Annotated in this window: 19 protein-coding genes; 11 read left to right on the top strand and 8 right to left on the bottom strand. The window is 56.5% G+C overall.

Annotated features, from left to right (window positions below; translation table 11 throughout):
* Window positions 1-9: 9 nt before the first annotated feature.
* The 4 genes from recO to PHA01_RS03810 all read left to right on the top strand — a co-directional run bounded on the left by recO (window position 10) and on the right by PHA01_RS03810 (window position 3,148).
* Complete coding sequence (recO, locus tag PHA01_RS03795) at window positions 10-777, top strand: DNA repair protein RecO (RefSeq protein ID WP_271893440.1); 768 nt, start codon at window positions 10-12, stop codon at window positions 775-777.
* Between the two features lie 165 nt (window positions 778-942).
* The gene (locus PHA01_RS03800) at window positions 943-2,349 is read left to right on the top strand and encodes a PTS galactitol transporter subunit IIC (RefSeq protein ID WP_271893443.1); all 1,407 of its coding nucleotides are present in this window, start codon (window positions 943-945) and stop codon (window positions 2,347-2,349) included.
* A gap of 20 nt (window positions 2,350-2,369) precedes the next feature.
* Complete coding sequence (locus PHA01_RS03805) at window positions 2,370-2,831, top strand: PTS sugar transporter subunit IIA (protein ID WP_271893444.1); 462 nt, start codon at window positions 2,370-2,372, stop codon at window positions 2,829-2,831.
* Window positions 2,832-2,860: 29 nt separating this feature from the next.
* Window positions 2,861-3,148, top strand: coding sequence for a PTS sugar transporter subunit IIB (locus tag PHA01_RS03810; RefSeq protein WP_271893446.1), 288 nt, complete (start codon window positions 2,861-2,863; stop codon window positions 3,146-3,148).
* A 56-nt stretch (window positions 3,149-3,204) separates the two neighbouring features.
* On the opposite strand, the gene PHA01_RS03815 is transcribed toward PHA01_RS03810, so the two are convergent.
* The gene (locus PHA01_RS03815) at window positions 3,205-4,443 is read right to left on the bottom strand and encodes an MFS transporter (RefSeq protein ID WP_271893447.1); all 1,239 of its coding nucleotides are present in this window, start codon (window positions 4,441-4,443) and stop codon (window positions 3,205-3,207) included.
* A gap of 132 nt (window positions 4,444-4,575) precedes the next feature.
* Here PHA01_RS03815 and PHA01_RS03820 point away from each other — a divergent pair, with 132 nt between their 5' ends.
* The 6 genes from PHA01_RS03820 to panB all read left to right on the top strand — a co-directional run bounded on the left by PHA01_RS03820 (window position 4,576) and on the right by panB (window position 10,225).
* Complete coding sequence (locus PHA01_RS03820; protein WP_271893448.1) at window positions 4,576-4,794, top strand: hypothetical protein; 219 nt, start codon at window positions 4,576-4,578, stop codon at window positions 4,792-4,794.
* 231 nt (window positions 4,795-5,025) lie between these two features.
* Window positions 5,026-6,099, top strand: coding sequence for a quinolinate synthase NadA (gene nadA, locus PHA01_RS03825; RefSeq protein ID WP_271893449.1), 1,074 nt, complete (start codon window positions 5,026-5,028; stop codon window positions 6,097-6,099).
* A 14-nt stretch (window positions 6,100-6,113) separates the two neighbouring features.
* Window positions 6,114-7,673 carry an L-aspartate oxidase gene (locus PHA01_RS03830; protein WP_271893450.1) on the top strand — a complete coding sequence of 520 codons (1,560 nt, stop codon included), beginning with the start codon at window positions 6,114-6,116 and terminating at the stop codon, window positions 7,671-7,673.
* A gap of 11 nt (window positions 7,674-7,684) precedes the next feature.
* Window positions 7,685-8,548 (top strand): carboxylating nicotinate-nucleotide diphosphorylase, encoded by an 864-nt coding sequence (gene nadC, locus PHA01_RS03835; protein ID WP_271893931.1) that lies wholly within the window; start codon window positions 7,685-7,687, stop codon window positions 8,546-8,548.
* A complete protein-coding gene (gene panC, locus PHA01_RS03840; protein WP_271893452.1) occupies window positions 8,545-9,390 on the top strand; it encodes a pantoate--beta-alanine ligase in 846 nt (281 codons plus the stop codon). Before nadC ends, panC begins: the two co-directional genes overlap by 4 nt.
* 19 nt (window positions 9,391-9,409) lie before the next feature.
* The gene (panB, locus tag PHA01_RS03845) at window positions 9,410-10,225 is read left to right on the top strand and encodes a 3-methyl-2-oxobutanoate hydroxymethyltransferase (protein WP_271893454.1); all 816 of its coding nucleotides are present in this window, start codon (window positions 9,410-9,412) and stop codon (window positions 10,223-10,225) included.
* A 3-nt stretch (window positions 10,226-10,228) separates the two neighbouring features.
* Here the strand turns inward: panB and PHA01_RS03850 are convergent, their stop codons facing one another.
* Genes PHA01_RS03850 through ygfZ form a run of 5 tightly spaced genes read right to left on the bottom strand, consistent with a single transcriptional unit; the run spans window position 10,229 to window position 13,738 of the window.
* Window positions 10,229-10,741 carry a cupin domain-containing protein gene (locus PHA01_RS03850; RefSeq protein WP_271893455.1) on the bottom strand — a complete coding sequence of 171 codons (513 nt, stop codon included), beginning with the start codon at window positions 10,739-10,741 and terminating at the stop codon, window positions 10,229-10,231.
* A gap of 9 nt (window positions 10,742-10,750) precedes the next feature.
* Window positions 10,751-11,707 (bottom strand): NUDIX hydrolase, encoded by a 957-nt coding sequence (locus tag PHA01_RS03855; RefSeq protein ID WP_271893456.1) that lies wholly within the window; start codon window positions 11,705-11,707, stop codon window positions 10,751-10,753.
* Window positions 11,708-11,709: 2 nt separating this feature from the next.
* Window positions 11,710-12,225 (bottom strand): tyrosine phosphatase family protein, encoded by a 516-nt coding sequence (locus tag PHA01_RS03860; RefSeq protein ID WP_271893457.1) that lies wholly within the window; start codon window positions 12,223-12,225, stop codon window positions 11,710-11,712.
* Between the two features lie 4 nt (window positions 12,226-12,229).
* Window positions 12,230-12,874 (bottom strand): HD family hydrolase, encoded by a 645-nt coding sequence (locus PHA01_RS03865; protein ID WP_271893459.1) that lies wholly within the window; start codon window positions 12,872-12,874, stop codon window positions 12,230-12,232.
* A gap of 12 nt (window positions 12,875-12,886) precedes the next feature.
* Entirely contained in the window at window positions 12,887-13,738 is an 852-nt protein-coding gene (ygfZ, locus tag PHA01_RS03870) for a CAF17-like 4Fe-4S cluster assembly/insertion protein YgfZ (RefSeq protein WP_271893461.1), read from the bottom strand.
* Between the two features lie 76 nt (window positions 13,739-13,814).
* Here ygfZ and PHA01_RS03875 point away from each other — a divergent pair, with 76 nt between their 5' ends.
* Window positions 13,815-15,149: a dihydroorotase gene (locus PHA01_RS03875; RefSeq protein ID WP_271893462.1), complete on the top strand. Its 1,335-nt coding sequence runs from the start codon at window positions 13,815-13,817 to the stop codon at window positions 15,147-15,149.
* Here PHA01_RS03875 and PHA01_RS03880 read toward each other — a convergent pair.
* Together PHA01_RS03880 and PHA01_RS03885 are read right to left on the bottom strand one after the other, a co-directional pair.
* Window positions 15,137-15,925, bottom strand: coding sequence for a PhzF family phenazine biosynthesis protein (locus PHA01_RS03880; RefSeq protein ID WP_271893463.1), 789 nt, complete (start codon window positions 15,923-15,925; stop codon window positions 15,137-15,139). The genes PHA01_RS03875 and PHA01_RS03880 overlap by 13 nt on opposite strands.
* Window positions 15,926-15,979: 54 nt before the next feature.
* Complete coding sequence (locus PHA01_RS03885; protein ID WP_417020914.1) at window positions 15,980-16,777, bottom strand: sigma-70 family RNA polymerase sigma factor; 798 nt, start codon at window positions 16,775-16,777, stop codon at window positions 15,980-15,982.
* Window positions 16,778-16,787: the final 10 nt, after the last annotated feature.

The raw sequence follows: 16,787 nt of genomic DNA on the forward strand, positions 1-16,787 counted from the left end.
TCTCGTTATATGGAATGGCATGACGAGGGTATCATCCTTGGAACAAGGCGGCACGGGGAAACCAGTGCTATCCTTGAATTGATGACGCGCGAACACGGCCGCCACATGGGACTGGTACGGGGCGGGCGTTCTCGTCGCATGCAGCCGTTGTTGCAGGCGGGTAATCGCGTCGACGTCATCTGGCGCGCGCGTATAGATGAACATCTCGGCATGATGCAGGTCGAGCCCGTCAGTTTTTCCGCTGCGCGATTGATAGAGCAGCCGGTGGCGCTTTACGGGCTACAGCTGGCGGCCGCGCATCTGCGGTTGCTTCCCGAGCGCGATCCGCATCAGAATTTGTTCGAAACGCTGGCCATCATCCTCGAACATTGTGAAGATACATTGATTGCCGGCGAACTGCTCGTGCGCTTCGAAGTGATGATGCTTGAGGAACTGGGTTTCGGTCTGGATCTGAAACGCTGCGCCTCTACGGGCACGGATGAAAACCTGACCTATGTATCGCCGAAATCCGGACGTGCAGTCTCACGCGATGCTGGAGCGCCGTGGGCGGACAAGCTGCTTGCCATGCCACCGTTCATGGTCAGCTCGAGCGTGCGCGCAGCATCACTTGCCGAGATCATCGCTGCGTTCAGGCTGACCAGTTTTTTCTTCACCCGGCATGTTTGGGAACCCAGGGCCCAAAAGCCGCCTGAAGCACGCGATGGCTTCCTGAATGCTGTTGCTCGATCATTGTCGAATTCGGCAATCGCCTCCTCCGAGACTAGCCAGCTCCTCTAAAACTTGTTGAAAAACTGCAACTTCGCGATCCGAATTTCGCCAAACCGTGTTCTGTCGAAAGTCATGCGTTGACTTAGCAAATTGCATATGAGTACACATTGATGCATTGCAGAATACAAATGTTCTGTGATGTGCGGTCGAGGAGGACTGCGGGGGAGGAATTGAATGGATAGTATCTTGACGGGCTTGAAAGCCGCCGTCGACGCAATGGGGCCGACCGTTCTGTTGCCAATTGTAATTTTCATCATTGCGCTGGTTTTGGGGGCGAGACCGGGCAGGGCGTTCCGGGCTGCCGTTACAATCGGCGTTGCCTTCATCGGTATCAATCTTGTTCTCGGGCTCATGCTTACGTCGATTGGGGATGTCGCCAAGGCGATAGTCACCAATACTGGCATTCATCGCGACATTGTGGACGTTGGTTGGCCATCGGCCGCAGCGATCGCATTTGGATCATCGGTGGGCCTATGGGTCATCCCGATCGCCATCGTGGTCAATATCGCGCTGCTGTTGACGCGGCTTACCCGCACGTTGAACGTCGATGTTTGGAACTTCTGGCACTTTGCGTTCATAGGCTCGCTTGCCGTCGCAGCGACCAACAGCCTCACCTATGGCTTGATTGTCGCGGCGCTGATGGTTGCGCTTTGCCTGCTGTTTGCGGATTGGTCCGCCAGGGCAGTACAAAAATTCTATGGGATCCCGGGCATTTCCGTACCGCATCTCGCATCGGCGCAAATTTTGCCAATTGCGATCGTACTCAATTGGATAATCGATCGCATTCCCGGGATCAACAAGATCGAGCTCAACACCGAAACCTTCGAACGGCGTTTCGGTGTTTTCGGTGAACCGGTCATTCTCGGTCTGATCATCGGTCTCGTGCTTGGCATCATCGCCTATTACAATGCTGGTGATTTCGGCGTAGTGCTCACGAAGGTGCTCCAGACCGGCATGACGCTGGCAGCCGTCATGCTGCTGCTTCCGCGCATGGTGAAAATCCTGATGGAGGGCCTTTTGCCTGTTTCCGATGCAGCGCAGGAATTCGTGCGTAAACGTACCGGCGATCGCGAACTGCTGGTGGGGCTCGATTCCGCCATCCTTATCGGCCACCCCGCAGCAATCTCGTCGTCGCTCATACTTGTGCCGATCGCGATCATCTTGTCGATCATTCTGCCCGGAAACCGCGTCATCCTGTTTGCTGATCTTGCAGTCATTCCGTTCCTTGTCGCCATGACTGCGCCACTTCTCAAGGGCAATGTCTTCCGCATGGTGATCGTCGGTACTGTCACTCTGGCTGTGGGCTTTTACGTCGCTAACGCGCTTGCGCCGCTCTTTACCGCTGCGGCCCAATCGTCTGGCTTCCAGATGCCTGCAAATGCCGTGCAAATCACCAGCGTTGTCGATGGCTTCCTGTGGATACCATACGTCGTCATCGCCTTGATCCAGAATCTCGGAGCTGTAGGGCTTGCGGTGCTGGCGATTGTCATCGCCGGAGCCTTCTGGGCCTATCGACGCAATACAGCCGCGTGGGAGCGAGCCGCCGGTGCCGACGATCTCGGGACAGATGAAACAGACTAGAGCACCAGTGGAGTAGATGAATGGCGCAAGCCTTGATGAACTATCTTGATCCCGGGGCGATTGTCCTCGGGCTCAAGGCCGCGACAGACCAGGATGTCATCCGCATCTTGGCAGATCGATTGTCAGCGCTGGGATATGTCAAACCAAGCTTCGCCGATGCCGTAATCGCCCGTGAGGTCATGTTGCCAACGGGCCTGCCGCTTGGCGGTGATAACAACGTAGCGGTTCCGCACACAGATCCTGAACACGTGCTGAGGCCCGGTTTGGCACTTGCAACGCTGGTTGAACCGGTGTTGTTTTCCAATATGGAAGATCCGGACGAGAAGCTGCAGGTCAGCGTAGTTTTCCTGATGGCCCTTAATGACAAGGACAAGCAAATCGAAATGTTGCAGGAGATCGCAGGCACAATTCAGGCACCTGAGATCATTTCGGCGCTGATCCAATCCGAATCGGTGGAAGACGTGTCCCGCCTTCTACGATAAGTTTGCATTAAGAATTAGGGAGGGAACTTATGACTCGGCAGAAAACCGTGCTTTTTGCATGCGGAACGGGTATCGCCACGTCGACAGTGGTTGCGCATGCGGTCGAAGATGCAATGAAGGAACGTGGCATCCGCTTCAATTCAAGGCAGTGCAAGACGACAGAAGTGGCAGGGCAGATCGATGATGTCGACCTCATCGTCACAACCGCGCAACTGCCAAAGGATCTTGCCAAGCCCGTCATCACCACGCTGGCCTTTCTGACCGGTATCGGTAAGGCGGAAGCGCTCGACAAGATTGAAGCGGTTCTGAGAGACTGAGACTGGAAACCGCACAAGACAAATCCGCCGCTCATTGGCTTGAACGGCGGATTTGTCTATTCCGCTGGCTGGAGGGCAGGGCGTACAGCAGCAGTCTCTTCAATGGGCCAGTGGACAATCGCCGCAAATATGCCGAGTACGACTCCGAGCCACCAGACCGGATCATAGCTGCCGAAGTGGTCATAGAGATATCCGCCGAGCCAGACACCCAGGAACGAGCCGATCTGGTGCGAGAAAAACACGATACCGCCAAGCATGCCGAGATAGCGGGTACCGAACATGATGGCGACGAGCGAATTTGTCGGCGGTACAGTCGAAAGCCACATCAGTCCCATCAGGATCGCGAAGACGATCACGGAAGTTCCTGTCTGCGGCAGAAGTAGAAAGGCTGTGACCAATATCGAACGCCCAAGGTAGAGGAACGCCAGGAATTTCGGCTTGGAATAGCGCTGGCTGATCACGCCCGATGCAAGCGAACCGATGATGTTGAAAAATCCGATGAGTGCCAGCGCTAGTACCGCATAGGTAGCATCGATGCCAATATCGCCCAGATAGGCCGGAAAATGTGCCGTGATAAACGCCACCTGAAACCCGCAGACGAAGAAGCCGGTCGTCAGTAGCAGGTAGCTCTTGTGTGCAAGTGCTTCCTTCAATGCCTCGCCAATCGACTGCTTGTATTGAGCTTCCTTGGTTCTGCCGCTTGAGGAATTGCCACGCAGGGGTATGGCAAGGACTGGAACAATCAACATTGCCAGGCCGAGATAGACCAGAGCATCCGACCAGCCAAATCGATCGATGAGGCCCTGGCTGATCGGGGCAAAGACGAACATGCCTGCGGATCCTGCCGCTGTGCCGATACCGAAGACGAAGGTCCGACTGGCCGCTGAAACATTGCGCGCAAAAGCCGATAGAATGACGCCAAAGGAACCCGCGGCAATGCCAAGGCCCACGAGGACCCCGCCGCCGAGATAGAGAATGCCCGGCGAGGTGGCCCAAGCCATCATGACCAAGCCGCTCGAATAGAATATCGCGGACAGGAGTAGCACGCGCCACGTGCCATACTTGTCGGCGATCGCGCCAAAGAATGGCTGTCCGGCACCCCAGAACAGATTCTGCAGTGCCATGGCCATGCCAAACGTAGTTCTATCCCAACCTTTCTCGGCGAGCATCGGTAGTTGGAAGAATCCCATCGCGGAGCGGGGCCCGAATGTCAAAAGCGCAATGAGACAGCCGGTAATGATGATGAGCCATGGCACGCCGGACTTTTGGACGACACTTGCTTCGTTCTGCGACATGGCCGTCTCCTTTTATGGAGGCGCAGGATTATCTCATTTGTGATCCCAATCAATTGAATTGAGTTGATTGGTACATAAATGAGTTTGATGAGTATCTCGGGTCCTGACCTGAGTGAGTAAGGGATTGATTTCATGCGACTACTTCTGCCGATACTGGTGATCGGCGCTATGACCCTCGGCGGTTGCGCCAACTCCGGCAATGTCAGTCCACTCGTTTGGTGCGATCGGCCAAGCGATCGCGATGCGAAGGTGTTTACCGATTGCACGCCTCGTATTGGTGGCGACAGTCCGCAAAGACGCTATTTGCAAGAGCGCCGCTACAACGATTATCGTCAGTCCAGGGGAGGGTAATTCCGGGGCCGGAAAGATCGTCAAGGCTACACCTGGCGTATCCTTCCCGTCAGGGAGTCACAAAAAAGCTCGATTATCGACCTTGAAGCCAGCAAAATAATCCCCTATGTATTTCGCGACGGCCCTGCCGTTTTTCTTTTGGTCATAAATATGCTCAAAGTGAGTATAAATGGCCGGTGACCAAAACTTGGCCAATTTGCCGAGTGAAAGAATGTCCAGGAGGAAGTGGATATGACCAGCGCTGCCCGCAACAAGACCGACCGTGTGTCCGGTCAAACCGCAGCGAAACGTTTTGGCATTCTCAAGATGCCGGACCTTGCCTATACACCAGGGATCGCTGCTGAAACCGAGCATCTGTACGAACGTGTCGCTCACCATATCCCGCGGATCGAATGGCCGGTCTACGCACCTTATGTGGCTGCGATCAACCGTCTGAAGAAACAGCGCAACGCCGTCATCCTCGCTCACAATTATCAAACCCCGGAGATTTTTCACTGCGTGGCCGATATCGTTGGTGACTCCCTGCAGCTCGCCAAAGAGGCGACGCGTGTGGACGCTGATATCATCGTTCAATGCGGCGTGCACTTCATGGCGGAGACGTCCAAACTTCTCAATCCGCACAAAACTGTGCTGATCCCGGACATGCGTGCTGGCTGCTCGCTGGCCGAGTCCATCACCGGGGCTGATGTACGCCTGTTGCGCGAGACCTATCCGGGGGTGCCGATTGTCACCTACGTGAATACTTCCGCTGAAGTGAAGGCGGAAAGCGATATATGCTGCACATCGGCCAATGCGGTACAAGTTGTCGAAAGCTTTGGCGTTGATCGTGTTTTGTGTATTCCGGACGAATTCCTCGCGCAGAATGTTGCTGCACAGACCAACGTCAAGATATTGACGTGGAAAGGCCATTGCGAGGTGCACGAGCGATTCACGGCGGATGAGTTGCTCGCATATCGGGCAGCCGATCCGGATATCCAGATCATTGCTCATCCTGAATGTCCGCCTGAAGTGGTGGCAATCGCCGACTATACCGGCTCGACGCGAGGCATGATCGATTATGTGAAGGACAATCGTCCGGCCAAGGTACTGCTCGTCACGGAATGCTCCATGGCTTCCAATATCGAATCTGAAGTACCGGACGTAAAGTTCATCAAGCCGTGCAATCTCTGCCCGCACATGAAGCGCATCACATTGCCGAACATTCTTGAAAGCCTGGTCTACATGCGTGAAGAAATTCACGTCGATCCGCTGATCGCCGAAAGGGCGCGGCTCGCTGTAGAGCGTATGGTCAACCTAAAGAACTGAGACGAGAAAAGCTGATGTCCACTCATTCCGATCCCGTCATCATCATCGGTGGCGGACTTGCCGGACTTTTTTGTGCACTGAAACTTGCTCCCCGGCCAGTCACCGTGCTTGCGGCGGCACCCATTGGTCGCGGTGCATCCTCGGCCTGGGCGCAGGCGGGTATTGCTGCTGCCGTGTCGGAAGGCGACACGAAAGAAAAGCACGTCGCCGATACTGTCGCCGCTGGTGACGGTATCGTCGATGAAAGCATCGCGCGTTTGATGGCTGGCGAAGCGGCGTCCCGTGTCCACGATCTTCTCGGCTACGGCGTTCCCTTCGACCGCGATCTCGAAGGCAGGCTGCAGGTATCGCGCGAAGCGGCGCATTCTGAAAGTCGTATCGTCAGGGTACGCGGAGATATGGCGGGTCGTGCGATCATGCAGGCTCTGGTGAAAACAGTTGAAAACACGCCGTCTATCAGGGTGATGGAAGGGTATGTGGTCGAAGATCTGATGATCGAGAAAGGCGCGGTAACCGGCGTCATCGCGCGAACAGAAGCGGGGCGTGGCACGCAGGTAAAACTGGCTTCACGGGCGGTTGTGATCGCCACCGGCGGCATCGGCCATCTTTACGCCGTTACTACCAATCCTTCCGAGGCACGCGGCGAGGGTATCGGCATGGCGGCACGGGCTGGTGCAATGATGGCGGATATGGAGTTCGTACAGTTTCACCCGACGGCGCTGGACGTGAACAAAGACCCGGCACCCCTGGCGACGGAGGCACTCCGCGGTCACGGCGCTACGCTGCTCAATCGCGCCGGTGAACGATTTATGCTCAAGCTGGATCCCGATGCGGAACTTGGTCCCCGTGATGTCGTGGCGCGCGGGATTTATGCTGAAGTCATGGCTGGTCGCGGTGCCTGGCTCGACTGTACCAAGGCCGTGGGTGCCTCATTCGCCGAGGAGTTTCCGACAGTCTACAAGTATTGTCGCGACGCCGGCATTGATCCTGTTGTCGACCCCATTCCTGTTATCCCTGCCGCGCACTATTTCATGGGCGGTATTCTGACAGACGCTGATGGGCGCACCTCGATCAACGGGCTGTGGGCTTGCGGGGAATGCACCTCGACAGGAGCGCACGGGGCAAATCGGCTGGCGTCCAATTCCCTGCTTGAAGCCGTCGTGTTTTCTGCGCGCATTGCCGCCAAGATCGGCAAGGGTGACGCAAATTATACTGAAGATTGGTCGAAGGGCTCGGTAGACCGGGACGATCTGGCCGCCGAAGCGGATACGGCAGCCATGACCACACTCCGCAAGACGATGAGCGCCAGTTTTGGTGTTGTTCGTGACCGCAAAGGCATGCTTCAGGGGTTGAAGACTATTCTTGAGTTGGACAAAGCCAATCGCGATGCTGCCTTTCGGAATGTATTGGCGACGGCAAAGCTGGTCGCCGTCAGTGCGCTGCGACGCGAGGAAAGCCGTGGCGGCCATTTCCGCACTGACTTTCCAGAGAAACGTGCTGAGTGGCAGCACAGGACATTTCTGACACTGTCCGATGCCGAAGCTTCTGTGAGTGAAATGATGGAGTTGGCCTGATGGCTGAAGATATGCAAAAAGCCCTTCCGCCATCACTTCCGCAATTGTTGATCGAGGATGCCGTGCGTGCTGCCCTGCTCGAAGATCTCGGCCGGGCAGGGGATATCACGACCAACGCGACCCTGCCGGAGGATGCGGTCGCCAGCGCGGTGCTTTCTAGCCGCGCGGCCGGTACGATCTGCGGCATGGATTTTGCCCGCACCGCCTTTGCGTTGATGGACACGAAGCTGAAAATCACTGCGCTGACCAGGGATGGCGCAAGGGTCGAGCCGGGTGACGACCTTGCGCGCATCGAAGGCAACGCCCGTGCCATCCTCTCGGCCGAACGCGTTGCGCTTAATTTCCTCATGCATTTGAGCGGCATTGCAAGCTATACCGCAAAATTTGCTGATTTGATTGCCCACACCAACGCCAGGGTCTGCGACACACGCAAGACCATTCCCGGCATGCGTGCCTTTGCCAAATATGCAGTGAAATGCGGTGGCGGCTCCAATCATCGTTTCGGTCTCGATGATGCGATCCTGATCAAGGATAATCACATCGCGGTCGCAGGCGGTGTCGCGAAGGCCATTCTCGCCGCACGCGCCTATGCCGGACATCTCGTCAAGATCGAGGTGGAAGTCGACGGCCTCAAGCAGTTTGAAGAGGCGCTTTCCGTCGCTGCCGATGTGATTCTTCTTGATAATATGGCGCCGGAACTGCTTGAAAAGGCGGTGAAAATCAATGGTGGCCGGGCGAAACTGGAAGCATCCGGCAATATAGCGTTTGACACGATCAAGGTGATTGCAGAAACCGGTGTCGATTATATCTCGACATCGAAAATTACCATGGCAGCACCAACGCTGGATATCGGACTGGACATCGAAATCAAATGAAGGTCATCGCCACCATTGCAGAACTGCGCGCTGCCCTCAAAGCTCACCGCCTCAAAGGCAAATCCATCGGTCTCGTACCGACGATGGGCTATTTGCACATCGGCCATATCTCATTGGTTCGCCATTCAAAAAACGCCTGCGATGTCACCGTCGTTTCGATCTTCGTGAACCCGACGCAGTTCGGACCGAATGAGGATCTGTCCTCCTATCCGCGCGACATGGCAGGCGACCTTGCCAAGCTCAAGGCCGAGGGTGTCGACTACGTTTTTACGCCGGACGTTGCGGAAATTTACCGCCAAGGCGCCCATACCATCGTTGATAACCCGGTTCTGTCCCGGATACTGATCGGCAAGATCAGGCCCGGGCATTTTCGCGGCGTAACAACTGTCGTCACCAAACTGTTTAATATCGTTCAGCCGGACCATGCGTTTTTCGGCGAGAAGGACTATCAGCAATTGACGATCGTCCGCCGCATGGTGGCCGATCTCGACATGCCAATTGAGATAACCGGAGTGGCCACCGTGCGCGAAGACGACGGCCTTGCGTGTTCGTCGCGCAATGCCATGCTGACCCCTGCCGACCGTAAGGCTGCTGTCATCCTGGCGAAATCACTGGTGCAGGCGGAGGAATTGGTCGGACAAGGCCAGCGCTCCGTATCGGCCATCCGCAATGCGGTTCGCGCAGTTCTGGAAACCGAGAAGCGCGGCGAGATCGAATCCGTTGATATTCGCGATGCGCGGACGCTTGATCCGGTTTCGGGCAAATTCAAACAGCCAGTCGTCATTTTGTTGACAGTCCGCTTCGGCAAGGTGCGTCTGATCGACCAGCGCGTTATCGGTTGAACGGGAAGAAGGAGGAGCTATGAGCCAGGAAATCGTCACGCGCCGGGTCACTGCACCGGAGATACGTGTCCGCAAGGGCGGCGAGCCAATCGTTGCGTTGACTTCCTACCACGCGAACACCGCGCGCATCGTCGACCAGCACGCGGATATTCTCCTCGTGGGCGACAGTCTCGCCATGGTTCTTTACGCCATGGAATCAACACTCGGTGTGTCGCTCGATCTTATGATTGCCCATGGCCGTGCCGTGGTGCGTGGCTCAAAGCGGGCGATGGTCGTGGTCGATATGCCGTTTGGCTCTTACGAGGAGAGCCCCGAGATTGCGTTCCGCAATGCCGCTCGCGTCATGCAGGAGACCGGCTGCGGTGCCGTCAAGCTGGAAGGTGGCGTGCGCATGGCTGACACCATCCGCTTCCTGATCGAGCGCGGCATACCGGTGATGGCGCATATCGGGCTGACGCCGCAATCCGTCAACACGCTCGGTGGTTTCAAGACACAAGGCCGCGACACGGCACTATGGCCATTGCTCAAAGCCGATGCAAAGGCGGTGAGCGACGCTGGCGCCTTTTCAGTGGTGCTTGAGGGAATTGTGGAACCGCTTGCGGCTGAGATTTCGCGCGAGATCGCCATTCCCACGATTGGAATTGGCGGGTCAGTCGAATGTGACGGTCAGATCCTCGTGCTTGAGGACATGCTCGGCTACAATCCGAAGCCGCCCAAATTCGTCAAGGTCTATGGCGCAGTCGGTACGGCTATCGACGAAGCTGTCAAAGCCTACGCGGATGACGTCCGTTCGCGAAAATTCCCGGGCGATGAGCACGTTTATCTACTGAAATAGGTACTAGCTGCGTGGGTTTTGTTCGGTATCGGCGCCTTGCCAGTACTCCATAGTGGCGGCTCTATCGTAGCCTTCACTCAGTAATCGCACGCCGACGCGCCCGGTTTCGGGATAGACAACCACTTCGTTCGGGTTTTTCTCTCCGATCATGATGAAGCGGCAGGGCGCGTCGCTGTGGTTGTAAAACGAATGTCCGACTTTCTGGCTGGCCGGAAAGCAGACGTGATCCCCTGCCTTCATCCGATATGTCTGGTCGCCGAGCCGCAGAGTCATCTCACCTTCGAGGATGAACGCCTGCTCTTCCTCAAGCATGTGATAATGATTCATGTTGGATTCTTTGCCCGGCGCGAGCTCTTCCAGGGCAACACCAACGTGGTTCGCACCACCGAAGCCGGAAAGATAGCGAAATTTGGTGCCATAGCGCGTACCTTTCGACCATTCCTCCAACGGAACATTATCCGATGCGAATGGTTCGGATATTCCTTCGGCATTGAGCGATGTCGGCTTGTCGTTCATCCCTTCCTCCTATCCCCTGCCACCAACGCGCAATCCCGCCACGCTGCGCTCTTCGAGCACATTGTGCCGGAACCGATAAAGCGCTGCAGGCCTGCCTCGTGCCTGCGTTTGTTCTGCGCCGGTTGGCTCGACCAGTTCCGTTGTCTCGACCAATCTGCGGAAATTCTGCTTGTGCAGGTGGCGACCAGAAATCGCCTCCACAGTCTCCTGCAACGCAGTCAAGGTAAAGGTGGGGGGCATTAACTCAAATACCACAGGCCTGTATTTCAGCTTGGCGCGCAGCCGCGAGATGGCGGTCGCAAGAATGCGCCGGTGGTCAAAACTCATCGGAAGCCCCAGGCCACGCGAAAGATGTGTGCCTTCCGCCCGCCCATCGCGCGCCGCCTCCTCTATCAGTCCCGCTTCGTACAGGAGTTCATAGCGTTCAAGTACCCGCTCTTCATCCCACATAATTCCATCGTCTCCGAATGCGAGCCGGAAACGGCTTAGCCGCGCGGGAAGTCCGCTCTTCTCGGCCCAGGCATGCAGAGCGGGGCGGATCGTTTCGTCGATCATGGCGGGCTTGCCGACGCGCCAGTCTTCCCAAGGCAAGAACGAGTACCAGCTGCGCCAGCGCGCGCCGGATTTGCGAAGGGCATCTCCGTCATCGGTTATGCGCGTGAGCGCTAGATAACCGACTGAAACGATGTGCAGGTCGCGATCTTCAGCGGTTTTGTGGCGGCCACGATCACCGAAGGTGTAAAGTTGTTCGACATAGCCAAGACGTAAAGGCGTCTGCTCTGCCACCCACTCACGCAATCCGGTCTCGAAAGTTCGATGCAACAGCGGGTTGAACGGGCCGAAGGGCAGCTCGTCGCGCTCGTTGTCATCGCCAGAAGGTGTGGTCAAGATCAGCGGATCATTGTTTGCTACAGCCACTATGGCGGCGCTCAGATTGATTTCAACGGCATTGGGTGTGCCCGTCACGTCTACACCGTCAGTGGAAGAATGAATGGCGTGCCTTCGAATGCCTCTTCACCGCGACCGATCGCATTGATCGCATCTACCATTTTGCCGTTGCGAACGAGGATATCATCGGCGAGCGCTACAAGTCTGCCATTGGGTGTGGCAGAGGGCGCATTTTGGCGCAATTTCTGCGCCAACAGCACTTCATCAAGCTCCGGATTAAGCGCAATCGCTGTGATGTAGGCAGCGGCGGTCGAGCGCGAGATTCCAGCGTAGCAATGGATGAGCAAGGGTGCCTTGCGGTCCCAGCGCTGGCCAAACGCGATCAACTGGGTGATGTGTTCGGACACAGGGTGTGTCATGCCCTCCGAAGGCTCGAGAATATCGTTGAATCCAAGAAACAGATGGCGCGCCTCCAGAATCTCTATGGGGCGAGGCACGACCGTATCGGCATTGATCAGGGTGATCATATCACGCGCGCCGAAACGAGTTGCAGACTCGGCAAGACGCGACAGAGGAGAGACAACGATATGCGGCATGTTCTTATCCCCGGCTCTGTGCCCGTGACGCATTAAGTATAGCAAAACGCAGCAGAAAAGCATTTTGTGCATTCTGGGTTGCGAGTGCCGTCAAGTAGAGACCTTCCGGATTGATTCCGCGGGGACGCCCGAAAAACTGTACCGCTTCTTTCTCCGCAAATCCTGCAAGGCGCGTCGCTTCATAATAGGCGGCAATCGCATCCGCCCGCTTGATCAGGGCACGTAGACTTTGGTGAACGACGGGCGCGAGCGAAAAGCGCAGATGAATAGCGTGTTGCAGTCTCAATTCGACGCTTTTGTAATCTCCACCGACAACGGCTTTGAACGGTGAAATCATGTCCCCGATCACATATTCGGGTGCATCGTGCAGGAGAGTTGCAAGGCGCTGTTCCGTCGTCGCCTCCGGGGCGATCTTCCCAAAGATTTCTTCGACCAGCAGCGAGTGCTGCGCTACCGAGAATGCGTGCTCACCGACGGTCTGGCCGTTCCAGCGTGCAACACGCGACAGCCCCTGGGCAATGTCCTCGATTTCAATATCGAGCGGCGAGGGGTCAAGCAAATCCAGTCGCCGCCCTGAGAGCATGCGCTGCCAGGCGCGAAATTCTGTTTTCTTTAAATTGCTCGGTTGCGGCTTTGCCGGTCGCAGCATCCTATTCCCCAATCAGGCCTCTTGCTTCGCCTCGGGAAATGTAAACCGGTGTTCGGAGGGAATGGCAAGGTGGATCGGAATATCTCCTGCCAGAATGGCCTTGCCGCTATCCAATGCATCTTTTACGCGGTCGATCCGGACGAGGCCAAGGCCAGATGATCCTGCAACGCTACCGAGGGTGCCAATCTCGCGTTCGTTGGCAGTTATGGATGTACCAGTAGCCGGCAGGTCCGAGGCTCCCGTCACAATCAGGATACGTTTTCGCGCGGTTCCACGATGTTGCATGCGCGAGACAACTTCCTGACCGACAAAACAGCCCTTTCTGAAAGAAACGCCGCCAGTCTGGTCCAGATTAACATCATGGGGAAAGGCATCGCCGAGCGTATAGTCCATTGGCGCTTCCGCTACACCGTGGACGATACGCAGCGCGGTCCACATTGGTTCGGGAACGTCTGCTGCAGGCTCGCCGCCATAGCACCGCATAATGTTGAGCACTTGGGGAAAACGCCGGTCGCGCACTGTTGAATCGGTTTCTAAAGCGTCAGATTCATCTTCCCAGGAAATCTGAACAAGTGACTCTGAATCCACGGATATTTGCACTTTGGCGCGCAGTTTATAGAGCGTCAGCCTCTTCAACAAATCATCTGCAGAGGTCTGCAGTGTATCAAGCCGCAGGCCATCGCCGTTCCGTGAAACGAGAAACTCGAACAGGATCTTGCCTTGTGGATTGAGCAAAGCGCCTGGTTTCAAATCCCCAGCGTGCAGCGTGTCGAGATCGGTGGTGATGAGATTTTGCAGGAAATTTTCGGCATCCTCGCCCGTAACGTTCAGGATTGCTCTTCCACTTAAACTTAGCCGCGGCATTCGATCACCCTTGCCTTTCCTGTCCCTGTTACGTAATCCGCACGGGACGCGTTCGCAAGGCTGGAGTGGAAAGCAAATGGCTCAGACGTTCGATACGATTTTCAGGAGCGGGATTGTCGTCAACCAGGACGGTGTTGGCTTGCGCGATATTGGCATCGCTGACGGCCGCATTGCTGCCATCGGCAATCTTGGCAGCGCTTCCGCTGCCGAGATCATTGACGCCACCGGTTTGCATATCCTTCCGGGCGTCGTCGACAGCCAAGTGCATTTTCGCGAACCGGGCCTCGAACACAAGGAAGATCTGGAGAGTGGTTCGCGCTCCGCGGTGCTGGGCGGAGTGACGGCAGTCTTTGAAATGCCGAACACCAAGCCGCTGACCACCTCCGCCGAAACGCTGGAAGATAAAATTCGGCGTGGCCACCATCGCATGCATTGCGACTTTGCGTTCTGGGTCGGCGGTACGCGCGACAATGCAAATGATGTCGCCGAACTCGAACGTCTTCCCGGCGCTGCCGGCATCAAGGTTTTCATGGGCTCTTCCACTGGCGATCTGCTTGTCGAAGACGATGACGGGGTGCGTTCTATCCTGAAAAACACCCGCCGCCGTGCCGCTTTTCATTCAGAGGACGAATTCCGCCTGCGCGAACGCGAGGGTTTGCGCGTTCCGGACGATCCGTCTTCACACCCAATTTGGCGCGACGAGATCGCGGCGCTGCAATGTACCCAGCGTCTCGTACGCATCGCCCGCGAAACCGGCGCGCGCATCCATGTTCTCCATATTTCCACCGCAGAGGAGATCGATTTCCTCGGCAATCACAAGGACGTGGCGAGTTGCGAGGCAACGCCGCATCATTTGACCCTCGATGCCAGCCTATACGCGACGCTTGGAACGTTGCTGCAGATGAACCCGCCGGTGCGCGACGCGCGTCATCGCGACGGCGTATGGAAGGGCATCGGGCAGGGGATTGTCGACGTGCTCGGGTCCGACCACGCGCCGCACACACTTGAAGAAAAATCAAAGCCCTATCCGGCGTCGCCATCCGGCATGACGGGTGTGCAGACGCTGGTGCCGATCATGCTCGACCACGTAAACGCTGGGCGTATGTCGATCGAGCGTTTTGTTGATCTGAGCTCGCATGGCCCCAACCGCCTGTTCGGCATGGCCCGTAAAGGGCGGATCGCGGTCGGCTACGATGCCGATTTGACCGTCGTCGATATGAAACGGCGCGAAACCATCACCAATGCGCAGGTTGGGTCAAAGGCCGGCTGGACGCCTTATGACGGCAAGACGGTAACCGGTTGGCCTGTCGGCACGATCATCCGCGGTCACAAGGTCATGTGGGAAGGCGAGATCGTGACACCAAGCCAAGGCGAGCCGGTGTTGTTCGGCGAGGCGCTTCAGGGCAGATAGATTTCGGCTTTCATGAAAGTGACCGCTGCCCCCGTAATCAGCACGCGGTCACCCTCGAGCTCACAAAGCAGATGTCCGCCGCGCTTCGAGCGCTGGAACGCCGAAAGCCTGGGTTTACCGAGTTCTTCTGCCCAATAGGGCACGAGCGTGGCATGGATTGACCCAGTCACCGGATCTTCCGGAATGCCCGCATGCGGAACAAAATAACGTGAAACAAAATCGTGTTCGTCGCCCCTTGCCGTAATCACGAATCCAAAAGGATCGAGTTGGGTGATCCCCGGCAAGTCCGGAATGAAGTCGAGGACCGCCTGCTCATTCTTCAACACAACAAAGACGTTTTCGAAGTTCTGGAATGCCGATACGTGGTTGCCTCCAGTGATTTCGTTGAGCAGTGGAAGAATTTCGCCAATCGGTTCTGGCGGAAAACTTGGGAAATCAAGCTGGTATGCTGAGTTCTTCCTGTTGACGCGCAAAGCGCCGACCTTGGTCTCAAATACCAGTTCGCCCTCCACGCCCAACTCGTTTGCAAGCACATGTGCCGTCGCGAGCGTCGCATGTCCGCAGAAGTCGGCCTCGTGCACTGGCGTGAACCAGCGCAAATCCCAGCAATCCGCATTGGGCTTCACAAAGGCGGTCTCGGCCAGATTGTTCTCGCAGGCAATCGCCTGCATTGTCTCTACTGGCAACCAGTCATCGAGGACAAGCACTGCGGCAGGATTGCCGCTAAAGAGTTCGGTGGTAAATGCGTCCACCTGATACATCGTCAATGACTGCATAGATAAGATCCTTGGAGGGTGATGGCCGCCACGCTAACGAACGCCAGCCAAGGGTCAATGCGCAAAGTCGAGATGACGAAGTTTTTCAGGATTCCGCACGACGTAGATCGCCTTGATCTTGCCGTCCTCAATTTCAAGCGCAGTGGTTTGCGGAATCCCGTCACTTTCCGCTGTCACAAAGCCGGGCAGGCCATCGATGAGTCCTTCGTGCACCAATGGCGGTAAACTATAGGCTGCCCGGCGCGAAACGTCTCCGAAGAATAGGCAGACATTTGCCATTGAATGGATCGGATCGATTGCAGCGAAGCGAATTCCGCCGCCATCGGCGTAGAGAACGACATCGTCTGCCAACAGGGACTGCAGGGCCTGCATGTCGCCGGTGCGGGATGCATTGAAAAAAGCAGTGGCGATGCTTTTGCCTTGCTCATCCGAAACCGGAAAACGCGGCTTTGCTTTCTGGACGTGGTTGCGCGCTCGACTCGCGAGCTGCCTGCACGTTGCTGGATCTCGACTGATCGCCTCGGAAATCTGATTGAAATCTTGGCCGAACACGTCATGTAGAAGAAACGCTGCGCGTTCCAGGGGCGACAATCGTTCCAGCGCCATCATCAAGGTCAGGGTAATATCGCTGTCGGATTCGTCCTCGCTCGGATCGAATATGGGTTCGGGCAACCAGTTCCCGACATAAGTCTCTCTCCGAACGCGCGCGGATTTGAGATGGTCGAGACAAAGCCGCGTGATGGTGCGCACGAGGAAAGCTTCCTCACTGCGGACATCAGACCGGTCGGCCTGATGCCAGCGAATGAAGCCTTCCTGGACGATATCCTCCGCCTCCGCGACTGACCCGAGCATACGGTAGGCA

Source organism: Candidatus Phyllobacterium onerii, from assembly GCF_028331445.1.
Taxonomy (GTDB): domain Bacteria; phylum Pseudomonadota; class Alphaproteobacteria; order Rhizobiales; family Rhizobiaceae; genus Phyllobacterium; species Phyllobacterium onerii.